This window comes from Achromobacter sp. NCFB-sbj8-Ac1-l (assembly GCF_052695805.1).
Window position 1 is genome coordinate 1,826,537 of the sequence record NZ_CP199812.1, and the last position, 16,251, is coordinate 1,842,787.

Annotated in this window: 19 protein-coding genes and 1 tRNA gene; 13 read left to right on the forward strand and 7 right to left on the reverse strand. The window is 65.8% G+C overall.

Translation table 11 applies throughout. The annotated features are described in order from the left end of the window. From ACUDP5_RS08420 to ACUDP5_RS08430, 3 genes are all read left to right on the forward strand, one after another. Complete coding sequence (locus ACUDP5_RS08420) at positions 1 to 666, forward strand: DUF2612 domain-containing protein (protein ID WP_445658537.1); 666 nt, start codon at positions 1 to 3, stop codon at positions 664 to 666. A 13-nt stretch (positions 667 to 679) separates the two neighbouring features. Then, positions 680 to 1,690: a hypothetical protein gene (locus ACUDP5_RS08425; RefSeq protein WP_445658538.1), complete on the forward strand. Its 1,011-nt coding sequence runs from the start codon at positions 680 to 682 to the stop codon at positions 1,688 to 1,690. Between the two features lie 555 nt (positions 1,691 to 2,245). Next, complete coding sequence (locus tag ACUDP5_RS08430; protein ID WP_445658539.1) at positions 2,246 to 2,602, forward strand: phage tail protein; 357 nt, start codon at positions 2,246 to 2,248, stop codon at positions 2,600 to 2,602. A gap of 3 nt (positions 2,603 to 2,605) precedes the next feature. Here the strand turns inward: ACUDP5_RS08430 and ACUDP5_RS08435 are convergent, their stop codons facing one another. Beyond that, positions 2,606 to 3,628, reverse strand: coding sequence for a tyrosine-type recombinase/integrase (locus ACUDP5_RS08435; RefSeq protein ID WP_445658540.1), 1,023 nt, complete (start codon positions 3,626 to 3,628; stop codon positions 2,606 to 2,608). Positions 3,629 to 3,814: 186 nt separating this feature from the next. On the opposite strand from ACUDP5_RS08435, the gene ACUDP5_RS08440 reads away from it, so the two are divergent. From ACUDP5_RS08440 to ACUDP5_RS08455, 4 genes are all read left to right on the forward strand, one after another. Next, complete coding sequence (locus ACUDP5_RS08440) at positions 3,815 to 4,276, forward strand: hypothetical protein (RefSeq protein WP_025141333.1); 462 nt, start codon at positions 3,815 to 3,817, stop codon at positions 4,274 to 4,276. Further along, the gene (locus ACUDP5_RS08445; protein WP_263914947.1) at positions 4,266 to 4,781 is read left to right on the forward strand and encodes a hypothetical protein; all 516 of its coding nucleotides are present in this window, start codon (positions 4,266 to 4,268) and stop codon (positions 4,779 to 4,781) included. Before ACUDP5_RS08440 ends, ACUDP5_RS08445 begins: the two co-directional genes overlap by 11 nt. Further along, entirely contained in the window at positions 4,762 to 5,034 is a 273-nt protein-coding gene (locus tag ACUDP5_RS08450; protein ID WP_263914948.1) for a hypothetical protein, read from the forward strand. Before ACUDP5_RS08445 ends, ACUDP5_RS08450 begins: the two co-directional genes overlap by 20 nt. Positions 5,035 to 5,378: 344 nt before the next feature. After that, positions 5,379 to 6,953: a sensor domain-containing diguanylate cyclase gene (locus tag ACUDP5_RS08455; RefSeq protein ID WP_263914949.1), complete on the forward strand. Its 1,575-nt coding sequence runs from the start codon at positions 5,379 to 5,381 to the stop codon at positions 6,951 to 6,953. Between the two features lie 20 nt (positions 6,954 to 6,973). On the opposite strand, the gene ACUDP5_RS08460 is transcribed toward ACUDP5_RS08455, so the two are convergent. Next, positions 6,974 to 7,222 carry a 6-phosphofructokinase gene (locus tag ACUDP5_RS08460; protein ID WP_445658541.1) on the reverse strand — a complete coding sequence of 83 codons (249 nt, stop codon included), beginning with the start codon at positions 7,220 to 7,222 and terminating at the stop codon, positions 6,974 to 6,976. A 96-nt stretch (positions 7,223 to 7,318) separates the two neighbouring features. Between ACUDP5_RS08460 and yddG the strand changes: the two genes are divergently transcribed. Then, the gene (gene yddG / locus ACUDP5_RS08465; RefSeq protein WP_445658542.1) at positions 7,319 to 8,227 is read left to right on the forward strand and encodes an aromatic amino acid DMT transporter YddG; all 909 of its coding nucleotides are present in this window, start codon (positions 7,319 to 7,321) and stop codon (positions 8,225 to 8,227) included. Positions 8,228 to 8,250: 23 nt separating this feature from the next. On the opposite strand, the gene ACUDP5_RS08470 is transcribed toward yddG, so the two are convergent. Beyond that, entirely contained in the window at positions 8,251 to 8,442 is a 192-nt protein-coding gene (locus ACUDP5_RS08470) for a hypothetical protein (protein WP_263914952.1), read from the reverse strand. A gap of 247 nt (positions 8,443 to 8,689) precedes the next feature. On the opposite strand from ACUDP5_RS08470, the gene ACUDP5_RS08475 reads away from it, so the two are divergent. The 3 genes from ACUDP5_RS08475 to ACUDP5_RS08485 all read left to right on the forward strand — a co-directional run bounded on the left by ACUDP5_RS08475 (position 8,690) and on the right by ACUDP5_RS08485 (position 10,393). After that, complete coding sequence (locus tag ACUDP5_RS08475) at positions 8,690 to 8,944, forward strand: hypothetical protein (protein ID WP_263914953.1); 255 nt, start codon at positions 8,690 to 8,692, stop codon at positions 8,942 to 8,944. A 134-nt stretch (positions 8,945 to 9,078) separates the two neighbouring features. Further along, positions 9,079 to 9,270 carry a hypothetical protein gene (locus ACUDP5_RS08480; protein ID WP_445658543.1) on the forward strand — a complete coding sequence of 64 codons (192 nt, stop codon included), beginning with the start codon at positions 9,079 to 9,081 and terminating at the stop codon, positions 9,268 to 9,270. 196 nt (positions 9,271 to 9,466) lie between these two features. Beyond that, entirely contained in the window at positions 9,467 to 10,393 is a 927-nt protein-coding gene (locus ACUDP5_RS08485; RefSeq protein ID WP_445658544.1) for a hypothetical protein, read from the forward strand. 111 nt (positions 10,394 to 10,504) lie between these two features. Here ACUDP5_RS08485 and ACUDP5_RS08490 read toward each other — a convergent pair whose 3' ends face one another. From ACUDP5_RS08490 to egtD, 4 genes are all read right to left on the reverse strand, one after another. Continuing rightward, complete coding sequence (locus tag ACUDP5_RS08490; RefSeq protein WP_445658545.1) at positions 10,505 to 11,386, reverse strand: carboxylesterase family protein; 882 nt, start codon at positions 11,384 to 11,386, stop codon at positions 10,505 to 10,507. Between the two features lie 116 nt (positions 11,387 to 11,502). Further along, positions 11,503 to 11,579 (reverse strand) — tRNA-Met (locus ACUDP5_RS08495). 130 nt (positions 11,580 to 11,709) lie between these two features. Further along, positions 11,710 to 13,026, reverse strand: a complete 1,317-nt coding sequence (egtB, locus tag ACUDP5_RS08500) for an ergothioneine biosynthesis protein EgtB (RefSeq protein WP_263914957.1) — start codon at positions 13,024 to 13,026, stop codon at positions 11,710 to 11,712. Positions 13,027 to 13,062: 36 nt separating this feature from the next. Continuing rightward, positions 13,063 to 14,040 (reverse strand): L-histidine N(alpha)-methyltransferase, encoded by a 978-nt coding sequence (egtD, locus tag ACUDP5_RS08505; protein ID WP_445658546.1) that lies wholly within the window; start codon positions 14,038 to 14,040, stop codon positions 13,063 to 13,065. Positions 14,041 to 14,433: 393 nt separating this feature from the next. Between egtD and ACUDP5_RS08510 the strand changes: the two genes are divergently transcribed. Beyond that, the gene (locus tag ACUDP5_RS08510; RefSeq protein WP_263914959.1) at positions 14,434 to 14,766 is read left to right on the forward strand and encodes a DUF883 family protein; all 333 of its coding nucleotides are present in this window, start codon (positions 14,434 to 14,436) and stop codon (positions 14,764 to 14,766) included. A 117-nt stretch (positions 14,767 to 14,883) separates the two neighbouring features. Further along, positions 14,884 to 16,248, forward strand: coding sequence for a phospholipase D-like domain-containing protein (locus ACUDP5_RS08515; protein ID WP_445658547.1), 1,365 nt, complete (start codon positions 14,884 to 14,886; stop codon positions 16,246 to 16,248). Positions 16,249 to 16,251: the final 3 nt, after the last annotated feature.

Sequence of the window (16,251 nt, forward strand, 5' to 3'; positions counted from 1 at the left end):
ATGGCCAATACAGACGATTACCTCGGGCGGGTGCCGGCCTATCACCGGACCAAGCCCCGTTTCATGGCGACGGTGGCGGCGGTCTGCGACGGCGCGGCGGGGCTGCGCGAGCTGTACCGCGGCATGCCGGCGGCCTTCGACCTGGACCTGGCCGATGGCGTCCAGCTGGACGCCATCGGCCGCTGGGTGGGGCTGGACAGAAAGGTCAGCACCCCGATCGCGAATGTGTATTTCTCGCACGACACCGACGGCCTGGGCTTTGACCAGGGCGTGTGGCAGGGCCCATTCGATCCGGACAGCGGCCTGACCGAACTGGACGACGAGACCTACCGCCTGCTGTTGCGGGCCAAGATCGGCGCGAATCACTGGGACGGCACGCTGGAGACGTCGGCCGCCATCCTGGACCGCATCTTCGGCGGTGGCACGAACGTCTTCATCCAGGACAACGGCGACATGTCGGTCGATATCGGCGTTGCCGGCACGCCGCCATCCGCGCTGTTCCTGGCGCTGCTGACCGGGGGCTACATCCCGCTCAAGCCCGAGGGCGTGCGCATCAGTTACTACGTCATCCCCTCGGGCGAGGGGCCTTTGTTCGGTTTTGACGTTCAAAACCACTACATCTCGGGGTTCGACACCGGACTCTGGGGTTCGCTTTTTGCCGGTTGAATAAGGACATTCCGTGGCTATCAATCAAATTCTTCCCTTCGGCACCGTTCCCGGCGCCAACGTACTGACGCCTGCCGACTACCAGGCGCTGGCCGCCCGGCTGGGCGGCTTCTCGGCCGGCACGGCCAAGTCGAAAGAGCTCAACACCGTCTGGCGCCAGGCGTCCTTCGTGACGGCCATGATCGCCCAGTACATCGCCGACAAGTCCGGCCAGGACGTGCTGGACAACGGCGACCTGGCGGCCCTGCAGGCCAAGTTCGTGGCGGCGCTGGCGGCTTCGCCCGCTTTAACGGGGGTGCCGACGGCGCCCACGCCGGATGCCAGCGACAAGAGCACCCGCATCGCTACGACGGCCTTCGTCTCGGGCAACTTCCCGCGGATCTATCCGATTGCGGCGTTGCCGACGCAGGACATCGGGCCGATCATCGTCGCCGAGTGCGCGGAAGTGTGGACCTGGTCGTCCACCCAGTATTTCAAGGGCTATCGCTCGCCGCTTTGCGGCCGGCCCCTGGACGGCCATACCAGCCTGCCGCTGGCCAGCGAGGTCGACGCCATCGGCGGCTTGATCTCCAAGACGGCCTACGCCGCCCTGTGGGGGTATGCGCAGGAGCAAGGCCTGGTCAAGACCGAGGCCGTCTGGCAGGCGAATCGCGGCACGCACTGGTTCTCGGACTACTCGGCAAGCGAGTTCCGCGTGCCGGATTTGCGCGATATGTTCCGGCGATTTACGGGAACTGACGCTGACACTGCAAATGCGAGAGCGCTAGGAGCGGCGCAGCGAGACGCGCTCCAGAACATTACGGGATCGTTCGCCTCTATCGGCAGCGTTACCTCGGTAGGGACGTTGCTGGGCGGCGTCGGAGCCTTCGCCACGCCTGGTAACGCTCAGTTCTGGGATTCGGCGCCCACAGGCGCCGCGGCGGGTCGCTCCAACAGCGCGACGTTCGACGCGAGCCGAGTCGCGCGCACCTCCAGAGAAACCCGCCCTTTGAACACCGCTTTCCATCCGAGAATCCATGTTTGATGCCTCTTTCACTGCAAATGCGAACGAGCGCCTTCTGGCGACGCGCCAGGCCGATCAGGTACGTAGGCATGCCCACAACCTGCCAAATCTGCCATCGCTGAATGGCTCAGGATCATCATGGAAGTCTGCCCCTGATGATCCTGAGCCATTCAGCGATGGCAGATTTGGCAGGTTGTGGGCATGCCTACGTACCTGATCGGCCTGGCGCGTCGCCAGAAGGCGCTCGTTCGCATTTGCAGTGAAAGAGGCATCAAACATGGATTCTCGGATGGAAAGCGGTGTTCAAAGGGCGGGTTTCTCTGGAGGTGCGCGCGACTCGGCTCGCGTCGAACGTCGCGCTGTTGGAGCGACCCGCCGCGGCGCCTGTGGGCGCCGAATCCCAGAACTGAGCGTTACCAGGCGTGGCGAAGGCTCCGACGCCGCCCAGCAACGTCCCTACCGAGGTAACGCTGCCGATAGAGGCGAACGATCCCGTAATGTTCTGGAGCGCGTCTCGCTGCGCCGCTCCTAGCGCTCTCGCATTTGCAGTGCAAATTACATTTCTAGGAAAAAACCATGCAAAAAGAAGTCTTCCAAGCCGACGACAACGGCTTGTTCCTGTATCAAACCCTCGCCAACGAGCTGGCGCTGACGCCCGGCAAGTTCAACATCCCGTTCGGCGCCTACGAAGACGCGCCGCCGCAGCCGGCACAAGGCCGGTGGCCGCGGCGCGTCGGGGATGCTTGGACGATGGTCGAGGACTATCGCACCACGCCGTTGTGGGTGGTGGAGTCGGGGGCGCCGTATACGATCGGCACCGAGCATGCCGGCGTTGACGGCAAGGTCAGCTATCCCGGTTGGGGACCGCTGCCGGCGTGGCTGACGCAAGTGGCGCCCAAGCCGCCGGCCTCGCAGCCGGTTACGGCAGCCTAGGCCTTACGCCGCCAAGGCAAGCGCGTCGAGTTCGCCCTCGCGTTCACGGCGCATTTCCTCCAGTTGGCGCCGGCCCAGCGGACTGCGGGTCAGTTTCTGCGCCAGCTCCCGCCCGTGAGGGTGGTAGTAGCGCAGCAGCATCCGGGTATCGACGTTGCCGTTGACCTTCGCCAGTTCGTGGATCGCGAACACGGAGGCCATCTGCGACGTGCCTTCATGGCGCAGGTCATGGAACCGCAGATCGCGAAAATACGCGGTGTTCGGGCGCCGGCCGTACTGGCGGCACATGGACTCGTAGCGCAGGCGGGCGCGGCGTCGGGCCCGGATGAAAGCCCGGGTGACCGAGCCTGGCTGCATCGTGAAGATGCGGCCGCGCATGGGCCTGCCGGTGACCCAGCGCCGCAGCGCCTCGCGCGCCCGGGGCGTCAGGGGTACGTCGCGGGCGCGGCCGTTCTTGGTATGCGGCAGATGCACCACGCCGTGCATCAGGTCCAGGTGTTCACGCTGGATACCTACGACTTCAGACCGGCGCATGCCGGTTTCCTTGGCCACCGTCAGGATGGTCGGCAATTCGGCCGATCGGGTGGCGCGGATGATCCATTCCAGCTCTTTGCGCGGGCAATCATCGTCCGACACACCGCGCAGCGTGATGCGGTCAAACAGACGCCGATCGCGTGCGTCATCCACCGCCGGCCTGCGCACCAGCTGCACGGGGTTGGCCAGTTGGTCAAAGCCCCAGTCTTTGCGGATCACGGTGTAGACGTGCGACAGGAAAGCCATGCGCCGGACCACGGTGGCCGGCGCCCGGTCTTTCAGCCACTCGTCACGCAGCTCGGTCAAGTCCGAACTGCGAATCCGGTCGACCGGCCGGATGGACAGGCGCGTTGCACGCCAGATGCGCGCAATCGACTGCTCGGCCGTGTGGCCTTTCTTCGCGGCGGACACCTCGGCCAGGTAACGCGTCAGCGCGTCGGCGAGGGTGGGGGCGGGCTTGCGGCGAGGCTGACGACGGGTCCAGGGTTTCATGACGATTCGGGCAAAAGGGGTAAGACCAATAAACGTAAACAGGATAGATGCCGACGCAGGCGGGGCCTGGGGCAAACGGACGACAGTGTCGCCCGGATTTCAAAATTCTCATCCGGCGCGCCACCGCGGCGCCCGTGATGTTCGCGGGAGGCAGCAATGCGCGCCGTCGACAGGAGCGGTGTAACCATGGAACCGGGATCTACGGGATTGGGCGGTTTTGCCGCCCTGAAAATTGCGATGGCGTTCGGCATGCCGGCCGCGATGGCGGCCTTGATCGGCATGTTGCTGATGCCGCCGCGCTCGCCGCGCGAGTTCGTGGCGCGCACCGCTTGCACGGTGGTCAGTTCATTTCTGTTCGGGCCGATATTGGCGATCGGCATGATCGCCTGGATGCCCGACATCATGTCGTCCGCCTACTGGATGGCCGAGCGCACCGGGCTGGGCGAAGACGGGCTGCTGGCCATGTTCTACGTGCTGGGCCCTTGCATGCTGCTGGCCGGCTTGCCGGCGTGGTGGGTGCTGGGCGCCTACCTGCGGCTGACGGCCAAGCTGCAGAACCAGGACCTGGTGGACTGGGCGGTCGAGATACGGCGCAAGACGCTGGGGTTGGAAACGCAATCAGACAAGGAGGGCAAGCATGACGCTTGACCAGATCATGGATAGCGCGGTGCGGCCGGCGATGGCGCTGCTGCCCGCACGCATGGATTCGCGGCAGGCGCATTGCCTGCTATTGGCGATCGGCCTGCAGGAAAGCCGCTTCATTCACCGGCGCCAGATCGGCGGCCCGGCGCGCGGCTTCTGGCAGTTCGAACAGGGGGGCGGGGTGCGCGGCGTGTTGACGCATCCGGCCTGCCGGGACGTCGCCAGCCAGGTCTGCCAGGTGCGCGGGGTGGTGGCTACGGCGCCGTCCGTCTATGCGCGGCTGGACCAGGACGATGTGCTGGCGGCGGCGTTTGCGCGCCTGTTGCTGTGGTCGGACCCGGCCAGCCTGCCGCGCATCGGCGACGCCGAATCGGCCTGGGCGTTGTACCTGCGCACCTGGCGGCCGGGCAAGCCCAAGCGCGATAGCTGGGACGGCCTGTACCAACGCGCCGTGGCGGCGGTCTCCGCCCCGGTGGCCAGGAGCGCAGCGCATGTTGCAACAGTGGATTAAGCGGGGCCTCGGCGTCGTGGCGGCCGTGCTGGCGGGCCTGGCCGCCGTCGCCGGGGTTTATTGGAGGGGGCGGGCCATGGGCCGGGCGCAGGAACGCTCGGACAGTGAGGCCCGCCTCCAGGGGCGGGCGGCCGACGCCCGCAAGGAGGTCAGGGATGTGCAGGAAAAGGTGGCTCGCAGCGATGACGATGCCGTGGCTGATCGCCTCAAGTCTGGGTGGGTGCGCCAAGCCCCCCCTGCGGACAGGGATTGAATATTGCGATCACGCCCGTCCGGTTTATTTCAATTCCGCGGCGCAGGTGGACGCGACACCGGCGGATATTCGTCGGCAAGTGCTCGAACATAATGAAACCGTTGCCCGGCTTTGTTTTTGAGGTAAATTGGGATCGCGATTTTCTTGCCGCAGGCGTCTTCTTTTTTCTGGCGCCGATTTGACGGCAGACATTGTGCTGGAATCTGGTTCTGCAATAATTTCTGACTTTTCGCCGATGCGGTCTTGACATCCGCACGGAAGCTCCAGGAGAGGCGCTATGGGTCAGGGGGTGCAGTATCGGCAGGCGTGTTGCCTCGGGCTAATGCGCTGCGGAGAACAATAATATGCCCGACGGCGAAAGCCTGGCTGCCGTACGGGTTCGCCCGCAGCACCGGTATTCCATGCGTACCGGCCTGCTGGCGCTGGTGTTCGCCTGTATCGCGCCGGCGCTGATGGTCGCGTCGATCGCTGTCTACGAAAGCTACCAGGTCCAGAAAGAGCGGATATTCCGCGACACTATTTTCCTCGCTCGCAATCTGACGGCCATCCTGGATCGGGAAATGACCGGGGTCGAGGCAGGCCTGCAGATGTTGGCGTCGTCGCCCGACCTGGTCAGCGGCGACCTGGCCGGCTTTCACCAGCGGGCGCGGGAGGCCATCCGGTTCCAGATCGTCGACAGCTATGTGCTGACCGACAAGGAAGGCAAGCAGGTGGTCAATACGCTGGTGCCATTTGGCACGGCGCTGCCGGCGTCCGGCGTGTCGCAGGAGCTGAGCCGGGTGTTTCGCGCCCGCGAGCCGGTACTCAGCAGCCTGTTCACCGGCGCGGTCAGCGGCAATCCGACCATCGCGTTGGGGGTGCCGGTCGTGAGAGGCGACGAGGTCATCTACAGCCTGAACGTCGGTCTGTCACCCGACCGGATTGGCAATGTACTGGGGCGCCGCGGCTTGCCCGACGGCTGGGTGGCGGCGGTCCTGGACAAAAGCGGGACCATCATCGCGCGTACGCGCGACACGGCCAAGTTCGTCGGCCAAAAGGCCGTGCCGGCCCTGGCGAGGGCGGTGCAGATGGAAAGCGAAGGGTCGCTCGAGACGATCACCAAGGAGGGCACACCGGTCTATACCGCCTTCAGCCGCTCGGTGCTGACCGGCTGGACGGTGGCGGCCGGCGCCCCCATGACGCTCGTGACGACCGACCTCTACCGTTCCATCGCCTGGTTGGCCCTTGGGACGCTGACCGCGTTTGGATTGGGGTTGTGGCTGGCTTTGCGGCTGGCCAACCGGCTGACGTCCGCGGTTCAGGGCCTGGTCGCCCCGGCGCTTGCATTGGGCGAGGGCCGCACCGTCGAACTGCCCGGTACGCGGGTCAAGGAAGCCGAAGAGGTCGGGACGGCGCTCCTGCAGGCCTCGCGCATGCTGGCGCACGCGCAGCATCTGGCCCACTACGACCCGCTGACCGGCCTGTGCAATCGGGTGCTGTTTGGCGAAATGGTCTTGCGGGAACTGGCCGTGGCCCAGCGCAGCGGCGAGTCCTTTGCGATCCTGGCAATCGATCTTGATGGTTTCAAGGCGGTCAACGACATGCACGGGCACGCTGCCGGAGACACCGTCCTCAAGGAGGCCGCCGACCGCATGGCGCGCGCCATCCGGGTGTCGGACGTGGCGGCGCGGCTGGGCGGGGACGAGTTCGCCGTGCTGCTGATGGGCGCCGACCGGGATGACGCCCAGGCCGTGGCGGAAGCGCTGGTCGAAAGCCTGTCGTTGCCCTATCCGAACATCCGGGTGGCCGTGTCGGCCAGCGTAGGCATCGCCGTGTTTCCGCAGTCCGGCGTCACCATGCTGCAGCTGCTGGAGCGGGCCGACGTGGCGCTGTACCGGGCCAAAGGCCTGGGCAAGCGGCGGGTGGCGTCCGACCGCTGAGGCCCATCCGGCATGGGCGCTCAAGCGTCGTGGCGGGGGGCGGCGGGCGGTGCCAGGGCGGTCAGCACTTCGCCGGATTTCAGGCGATAGCGGCGATCGCCCAGGGCGATGACGCGTTCGCCTTCCGAGGTCCTGAGGATGTAGCGGGTGGTCGCCGCGCTGGCAGGCGGGCTGGCCTGGTCGGCCTGCGAAAACACTTCGATCCTGTAGAGTCGGCCGGATTCCGTCGTGGCAAGCACGTCGGTCAGCCTGCGTATGGAAATGGTCATGCGGCTCGCTCTCCAGTATTGGCTACACTCTCGTCGTTTTGGCGCGCGTTGCCCGGCGCGGGTCGTTGCTTGAATATCGGGCGATCGGAAACGGTAATGCAATTTGCTCCCAGCAGGAAGACGGCGACGTTCCTGGGATTGATGGCCGTGGTGCTTTGGGGCACCGTCGTCGGCCTGATCCGCAGCGTCAGTGAAAGTTTCGGCCCGATTGGCGGCGCAGCCCTGATCTATACGGTCGGATCGGTGTTTCTGGTCGTGCTGCTGGGTTTTCCCAAGTTGCGGGCGTTTCCGCGCTCGTATCTGCTGACCGGCAGCGTGCTGTTCGTTGCCTATGAAATCTGCCTGTCGCTTTCGCTCGGGTTTGCCATGAACCGCGGGCAGGCCATCGAGTTGGGCATCGTCAATTATCTGTGGCCTTGCTTCACGGTCATCCTGGCCATACTGATCAACGGCCAGCGCGCCGGGTTCTGGGTGGTGCCCGGCATCGCGTTGTCGCTTTGCGGCATTGTGTGGGTCGTCGGTGGCTCGGGCGGATTGTCCTGGGACCGCACGGTCACCAATATCTCGAGTAATCCCCTCAGTTATGGCCTGGCGTTCAGCGGCGCCATTATCTGGGCCGTGTATTGCAACGTCACCAAACGCTTTGCCGATGGCAAGAATGGGGTGGCGCTATTTTTCATGCTGACGGCGGCCGTGTTGTGGATCAAATACGGATTCAGCGCCGAGCCGGCCTTGCCGTGGCGCGGATCCAGCGTGCTGGAATTAGGCGTCACGGGGGCGGCCATGGCTGCCGGCTACGCGCTGTGGAACGTGGGAATACTCAAGGGCAACCTGACCCTGCTGGCCACCGCGTCGTATTTCACGCCCGTGCTGTCGACGTTCTTTGCGGCCCTGTGGCTGTCCACGGCATTGACGGCCGCGTTCTGGCAGGGCGTGGCCATGGTGACCGCCGGCTCGTTGATCTGCTGGGCAGCGACACGCGGCAGGCCTGCCCGGGGCGGCTAGCCCCGGTCAGCCGCCGGCAACGCTCAATCCATGACCATGGTCTGCGCCACGGCGTAGCCAAGCGGAATGAGCAACAGGGAAGCGAACAGGGAACTGACAATCGCCGCCGATAGTTTCAGCCAGGGCTCGGGCCCTGCGCTTTGCACCGTTTGAATCACCAACGCGACGATACCCACAACCATCAAACAGCTGATTACCACTGCTACGTAAGTCATGTTGTCTCCGTCCTCGCCTGATTAAAGGGATGCGGCCGCCGCTGCTGCGGTCTACATGTTTGGACTGATTGTGCGCCTGTATTCAAGCGGATGGCGCTAGGGTTTTCCTGGCACCCGATCGCGGTGTGGCGTATTTGCCTCGCAGGCTGCAGCATGGAATTCATGTGCGACGCAGCATTGGCAGCACGCCGCCGGGCAGGTGCTTTGCGCTACGATGGCGGCGTTGAATCACTCTCGAGTCTGCGAAATGCCGCAACGACTACGCCCGGGCACGCGCGCCACCCTGCAGGTCAGGCAATTGCTGCCCGGCCAGTTCGCCTGGATCATTACCTTGCTCGACCCCGAAACCGGCAATGTGCGGAGCACCAATTATTCCGAGCGGCGCTACGCCAGCCAGGATGAAGCTTCCGCCGCCGGCAAGGCCGCGGTCGTGGAATTCTTGGGCAATGAGCGCCAAAGCGGCCCGGAAGCCCCCAAGGAGGGCAGGCCGCCCCGGTCCTGACCCTGCGCGTTCCTCCCTCCCGAACCCTCGCAAGAGGGTTTTTTTTCGTCTGCGTGTTCCGAGGGAGCGCCTGGCGGGCACGGCAATTGCTGAAAAGCGGGCCGGCGCAATTGGCGCCGCCGAGGAGACCCGTCATGACCCTACTCAATCACCGGCCACCGGGCGCACCCGACGATGTGCCCCCCGACGATCCGTCGCTGCCAGGCAATCCGCGGCCTGACGACCCGCGTCCGGACACGAACCGCCCGCCCAATGATCCAGACGAGCCCGGTGTGACGCCGCCGCCGCCGGATCCCCGCGCGCCCGGCACGATCGACCTGGCCTGAACGTCAGCGAACGTCGCAACCCCGTTTTCGCAACATCAAGGAGGTTTACATGCGTTCCATTCTGCTATGGCTGCTGGGGGTACCTATTCCCATCATCATCCTGCTGGCGTTGTTCTGGCACTGATGACACCCGCTGGGTTTCCGCGGCGGCGCCGCCATCAGGCGCCGCTGCACACACAATGAACAAGGAATAACCATGGAAAACGCAACTTCGCCGGGCCAGCCATACGGTGGCGCGGCCTACGCCGGTGCAGTACCCGCGCGGGAATCGGCGGTGTCCGCCGTGTCCTGGGCGGCGGTGTTCGCGGGCGCGGTCATCGCGGCGGCACTCTCGCTGGCCCTGTTCGCAGGCGGCTCGGGCCTGGGCTTCCTGTCCGTCTCGCCTTGGGGCGGGGAAGGCATGTCCGCACCCGCGGTGGGCATCGGCATCATCGCCTGGATGCTGTTCACGCAGATCATCGCCTATGGCATCGGTGGGTACGTCGCGGGCCGCCTGCGCACCAAGTGGGTGGACGCGCATGTGGATGAGGTCTATTTTCGTGACACCGCGCACGGTTTCCTGGTTTGGGCACTGAGCGCGGTCGTCAGCGCGGCATTGCTGGGCTCGGCCCTGGCGACGCTGGCATCTGGCGCGGCCAAGGCTGGGGTGTCGGTGGCCGCAGGCGCGGGCGCGGCGGTCACGGCGACCGCCGCGGCGGGTGCCAGTGGCGGTGGCCTGGACAAGGCCAGCGACTACTTCACCGACGTGCTGCTGCGCTCTGATCGGCCCGACGCTGCTGGTGACAAGGCGGCATCGCGCGCTGAAGTCGGCCGCATCGTGGCCACCAGCCTCGCTCGCGGCGAGATGGTGCCCGCCGATCGCGATTACGTTGCCAAGGTGATCGCGGCGCAGACGGGCATGGATGCCGCCGCGGCGCAACAGCGTGTGGACCAGACCATCCAGAACGCCAAGAAGGCCGCCGACGAAGCCAAGCAGAAGGCGCGCGAAGCCGCGGATCAGGCGCGCAAGGCGGCTGCGGCATTTGCGTTGTGGGGATTCGCGTCGATGCTGATCGGCGCTTTCGTGGCCAGCCTGTGCGCCACGTGGGGCGGCCGTCGCCGCGATACGCTGCACAAGGTGTAGGCGCGCAGACGGCGGCGCGGCCCTTGGCCGAGGGCTGATGCCGCCGGAACCCCTGCGTCAAGAAACGCGCGCCCCAGGTGGCTTGGCTGCCTGGGGCGCGCGTTTTGCGTATCAGGGGCGGCGTTGCTGGAACATCCATTCCCGCCAGGGCTTGGCGGTCAACAGTTCCGGCGCGATGCGGTGGTCCATGCCGTCGTAAGTGATGAAGATCGGATGACCGCCGGCCGCGGCCAGCGCCTGGGCCCACACCTGGCTGCCTTCGTAGGGATTTTCCTTGTCGGCCGTCCCGTGCATCAGCATGAGCGGAATGCTGGCCAGGGGCTTGGCCAGCGACCGTTCAGGCGGCACGCCCGACATGGCCACGATGGCCGCGAAGCGGTGCGGCGAGGCGACGGCGGCATCCAGCGCGGCCGATGCCCCCATCGAGAAGCCCACCGCGTAGATGCGCCGGGTGTCCACGGGATGGTGCCTGGCGATGTCGTCGACCAAGCGCATGACGTCGGCCAGGTCCAGACCCGGTTTCGAGATACGCACGTCGTGCGCGTCCTTGGTGTAGTTGGCCGTGCGGCCCGGTGTCTGCGGCACCAGCACATACGCCGGGAAATCGCGGCGCGATGCCTCCGTGCCGAAGGTACGGGTGAAGGCGTTCAGGGGCGACAGATTATCCGTGCCGATGCCGCCCGAGCTATGAAAAATCACCACTAATGGGTATTTTTTGCCGGCGTCCTTGCCGCTCGCGGGCAGCGGAGAAACGAGCCGGTAGGGCAGCGCCGGTTTGCCCGAGCGCGCGAATTCGCCCGGCACGAAGGCATCGATCGGGGCCTGTTTGAAGGTTTCAACGGTTTGCAGCTGTTCGGCGGTGGGGGCGAACGCGGCGTGCGACGCCTGCACGCCGCCCGCGGCGGCCCAGGCACTTGTCGACAGCAGGCCGGCAATCAGGGCAAGGGCGGCCAGGGCCGGACGGGGGGCAGTTCCAGAATGGCGCAGGGGCATGTTGTGGGCGCTCTCTTTTCAGTGCTGCTGCTCTGTTTTGTGAAATGACTCGCGCCGCATTCTAGACCGCCCAATGCAAAAAGGCCTTCACTTGCGTGAAGGCCTTTTAAAAATTCTGGTGGCGCATCCCTGATTCGAACAGGGGACCTGCGGATTATGATTCCGTCGCTCTAACCGGCTGAGCTAATGCGCCATCTTTCCGTTGCGTAAAACCGTAGTTTCAAGCTTCAGTTCCAAACGAAGCTGAGCAACGAAGAACGAAATTCTAGCATGAAATTTTTTGGCAATGCAACTGGGTGGGGGCGTTTTTTTATCCCCCCGCCTCAGGCATCCCGCGCCAGCCGGATCCCCGAAAACTGCCACCTGGCCTCCGGCGGGAAGAAATTGCGATAGCTGGGTCGGATATGGCCGCGCGGGGTGGCGCAGGAGCCGCCGCGCAGCACGTATTGGTTGCACATGAACTTGCCGTTGTACTCGCCCACCGCCCCGGCGTCTGGCGTAAAGCCCGGGTAGGCGTCATAGCTGCTGGCAGTCCATTCCCAGGCGTCGCCGTACAGTTGCACGGGGCCGGCGGCCCCGAGCCGGGCGGGGGCGGGGCGAGGGTCGAGATGGCCGTTTTCCAGCAGGTTGGCGCGACTGGTATGGCTGCCGTCGGGCAGTTGCCGGGCGGCGTGCTCCCATTCCGCTTCTCGGGGCAGCCGCACGCGAGCCCAGCGCGCGTAGGCGTCGGCTTCGTAGTAGCTGATATGGGTGACGGGCGCCTGCAGTTCCAGTTCCTGCATGCCGCGTAGCGTGAACACCCGCCAGTCGTCGCGCTGGCCCTCCCAGTAGAGCGGGGCGCGCCAGCCTTCGGCGCACACCCGTTCCCAGCCCAGCGATAGCCATAATTCCGGGCGCCTGTAGCCGCCGTCGCGAATGAAGGCCAGGTACTCGTGCTGGGTCACCAGCCGGTCGGCCAGGTGAAAGGGCGTCAGCAGCACGTCGTGCGCGGGGCCTTCGTTGTCGAAGCCGAAGCCCTTGCCGTCATGGCCGATGCGCACCACGCCCCCGCTGTAGCGAGTCCAGCCGGCGGGGGTCCCGGGCGGCAGCGCCGGCGAGCCCGAGGCCACGTAGGCCGGCCTGAGCGGGTTGCCCGACAGCATGTGCTTGACGTCGGTCAGGATCAGTTCCTGGTGCTGCTGTTCGTGATTCAGTCCCAGTTCCAGCAAGGCATCGAAGGCTGGATCGTTGCCGCCCAACCGCGAGATCAATTCATGCATGGCGTTGTCGACATGCTGGCGGTAGTGCAGCACGTCCGCCAGTGGCGGGCGCGAGAGCAGGCCTCTTTGGGGGCGCGGGTGCTTGGCGCCGACCGCGTTGTAGTAGGAATTGAACAGCATCCGGTACTGCGGGTGAAACACGGTATAGGGTGGATGGAAATGCGTCAGCAGGAAGGTTTCGAAGAACCAGGTCGTGTGCGCCAGATGCCATTTGACGGGACTGCAGTCGGGCATGGATTGCACCTGGCAGTCTTCGGGACTCAAGGGTGCTGCCAGGGAGGTGCTGGTGGCGCGCACGGCATCGTACCGGTCGTGCTGGCCCGCTTGTCCGGCGGCGTAGGGGCCGTTGGCGGGATGGGTCAGCAGGCAGGCAGGTTCCATGGCGATCCTCCAGGGGCGGGTTGAGGGGGCAGGGCGTCAGGCACGGGCGCTGAATACCGAGAACCAGCCGCGCGCATCCGACCAGTGTTCGACGTCGTGATAGCCCGCACTGTGCAGCAGGTCGGTGAAGGCCTGGGGCGTGAACTTGTACGAGTTTTCCGTATGGATGCGTTCGCCTGCCGCGAAGCGCCGTTCGCCGCCGGGCCAACTCACGGTGACGGGGCGCTGCGTCTGCAGGTGCATCTCGATGCGCGACTGCTCGCTGTTGAACAGGGCCACATGGCGCCACTCGCCTATGTCGAAGTCCGAGCCCAGCAACGTGTTGACGTGCCGCAGCAGGTTCAGGTTGAAGGCGCCGGTCAGGTGCAGGGCATCGTCGTAGGCGGGTTCAAGCACTTGCCGGGACTTGACCCGGTCCACACCCACCAGCAAGCCGCCGCCTTCGCATTGACGCCGGATGCGTTGCAGCATGGCGCGCGCGCTGTCCGGGTCGAGGTTGCCGATACTGGACCCCGGGTAGAAGAACAGGCGCTGTTCAGGCGCAATGCCGGCCGGCAGTGACAACGCCTGGGAAAAGTCCTGGCCGATCGCGGTGATGCGCAGTTCCGGGTATGACAGACGGAGCCGCCGCACGGCCGCCTGCAGATAGTCGGCGGAGATGTCGATGGGCACGTAATGGCGGGGGCGCAGGTTGGCGAACAGGCGTTCTGCCTTGACGCAATCGCCCGCGCCCAGGTCTATCAGCGTCTGCACGGGGCCGACACGGCGGGCGATGTCCTGGCCGTGCCGTTCGAATATCTCGGCTTCGCAACGGGTCGGGTAGTACTCGGGCAACTGGGTGATGGCGGTGAACAGCGAAGAGCCGAGCGCGTCGTACAGGTATTTGGGATCGATATGGGCGGGGTGGTCCAGCAGGCCACGGCCCAGTTCGTGCTGCTCGGCGCTGATGGGCTGCGGCTGGGGCGCGAGGAAACTTGGCGCGGCGCCGGCAAGAAGTGCGGAGGGGGAGACCATGCGTTCAGTTCCTTTTTGAGGCGGGTGAAGCGCATTGCAAAGGCTTATTGTGGCGGCCAGAGGGGTTCTGATGTCAAGTCTAAGCCTCTGAAATGCAATGGACTTTTACGAAATCGAGGGGGCGGCGGCGACGTTCGGCCCGGTGTGTCCCCGTGGGCACCCGCATGCGGGCTGGCCGATGAGGGCCGTGGTCCTCAGCAAGTTCCGCGCCATTGAAATATCGGTTAACGGCTGGTTGCGAAAGCTCGGGGCGGGAGCACGCCGACAAGGTCACAATGGGGGCATGGCCTGGCGGAGCGATGGCTCCGCACCGTGCCGCCCGCATCGCGTGATGGCTTGCGCGCAACCGGGGGCAGGGCAGGCCCAACCCGCAACTACGCAATAGGAGCGACTATGAATAGAAAGAACCAGCGCGCTGAAATGGCCCTGCATCGCGATCGGGTGAGCGACAGCTTGCACGAGCTGCTTGCCGGCACTGAAGACCTTTTGCGTTCGACGGCTTCCTATACGGGTTCGGAAATCGAAGCGGCCCGTTCGCGCCTGAAGCGCCAGTTGGCCGAGGCGCGTGAATCCGCTGGCGATTGGGAAGGCGCCGCGCTCGACCGGGCGCGCCGCGCCAAGGCCTATGCCGACGAATACGTCCATGAAAACGCCTGGAAGTCCGTGGGCGTGGCCACGCTGGTGGGGGTGTTGCTGGGCTGCTGCCTGCTGGCCAACCGGCGCTAGGCAAGGCGCGCCATGAGGCCGCCACCGCTTTACCAACGGGCCGCTTGCGGCCCGTTGTCGTGGCGCGCCGGATGGCGGCGGGGGTTGCGCGCCGCGGCGCTGGCGTGCGTTGCCGCCATGCTGGCCGCCTGCGCCAGCGTGCCCGACGCGCAAGAACGCGCGGCACGCAAGGCGCAGGCAGGCCTGTCGGCCGATGCCGCCCAGGACAGCTACCGGCGCGGCCACGATATCGCCGCCAGCCCGGACACGCCCAAAGATGATTTCCTGGCCCGCCACCTGGCAGTCGAAGAAGCGGTCAGCGGCGCGCCGCTGGTGGCCGGCAATCGGGTACGCCTGTTGGCCGACGGCCCCAGCACCTACCAGGCCATGTTGCGCTCGATCGCTCAGGCGCGGCGCTACGTGCACATGGAAACCTACATTTTTGACGACGACGAAGAAGGCGCGCGCTTTGCCGAGGCCTTGATCGCGGCACGCAATCGTGGTGCCGATGTCGCCCTGATGGTGGACGCGGTGGGCACGATCAAGACGCCCGACGCGCTGTTCCAGCGCTTGCGCGACGCGGGCGTGCAGGTGGCGGTGTTCAATCCCGTCAGTCCCGTCAACGGCAGCCGGGCAGGCTGGTCGCCCAACCAGCGCAATCACCGCAAGATACTGGTGGTGGACGGCAAGGTCGGTTACCTCGGCGGCATCAACGTCAGCGGCGTCTATGCCTCGTCGCCTTCAGGCGGGCGCGGCGGTTCGGGCAGCATGGGCAACGGTCCCGACGCCAAGAATACGGACGCTCGCGCCGCACCCTGGCGCGACACCCACCTGCGCATCGAGGGGCCCGCGGTGACCCAATTGGAAGCCGTGGTGCGCGCGGGCTGGGAATCGCAGGCCAAGGAACCGCTCAAGGGCGGCGGCGAGGTGATCGCGCCGCCCGCCACGGGTCCGACGCGGGTGCGGATACTGTCCAACCAGCCTGACCGCAGCGATGGCTACACGGTCTACCTGACGCTGATGTCGGCGTTTGAAAGCGCGCAGAAGTCCATCCACATCACCATGGCGTACTTCGTGCCGGACCCGGCGTTCGTCGATGTGCTGGTTGCCGCCGCGCAGCGCGGCGTGGATGTGGTGCTGGTGCTGCCGGGGTTCAGCGATTCGTCGCTGGTGTTCAATGCCGGCCGTTCGCATTACGGCAAGCTGCTCAAGGCGGGCGTGACCATCCATGAGCGGCGCGATGCGCTGCTGCACGCCAAGACGGCGGTGGTGGACGGGGTCTGGTCCACCGTGGGGTCCAGCAACATGGACTGGCGCAGCTTTGCCCTGAACTACGAGGTCAACGCGGTGGTGCTGGGGGCGGATTTCGCCACTGAAATGGAAGCGCTGTTCCAGCGCGACGTGGCCGATTCGGTGCGCATCACGCCCGAGGCCTGGCGGGCCCGGGGCGTGGACGACCGGTTCATGGAGTTCTTTTCGCGGATGTTCGAGCGCTGGCTGTAGCGG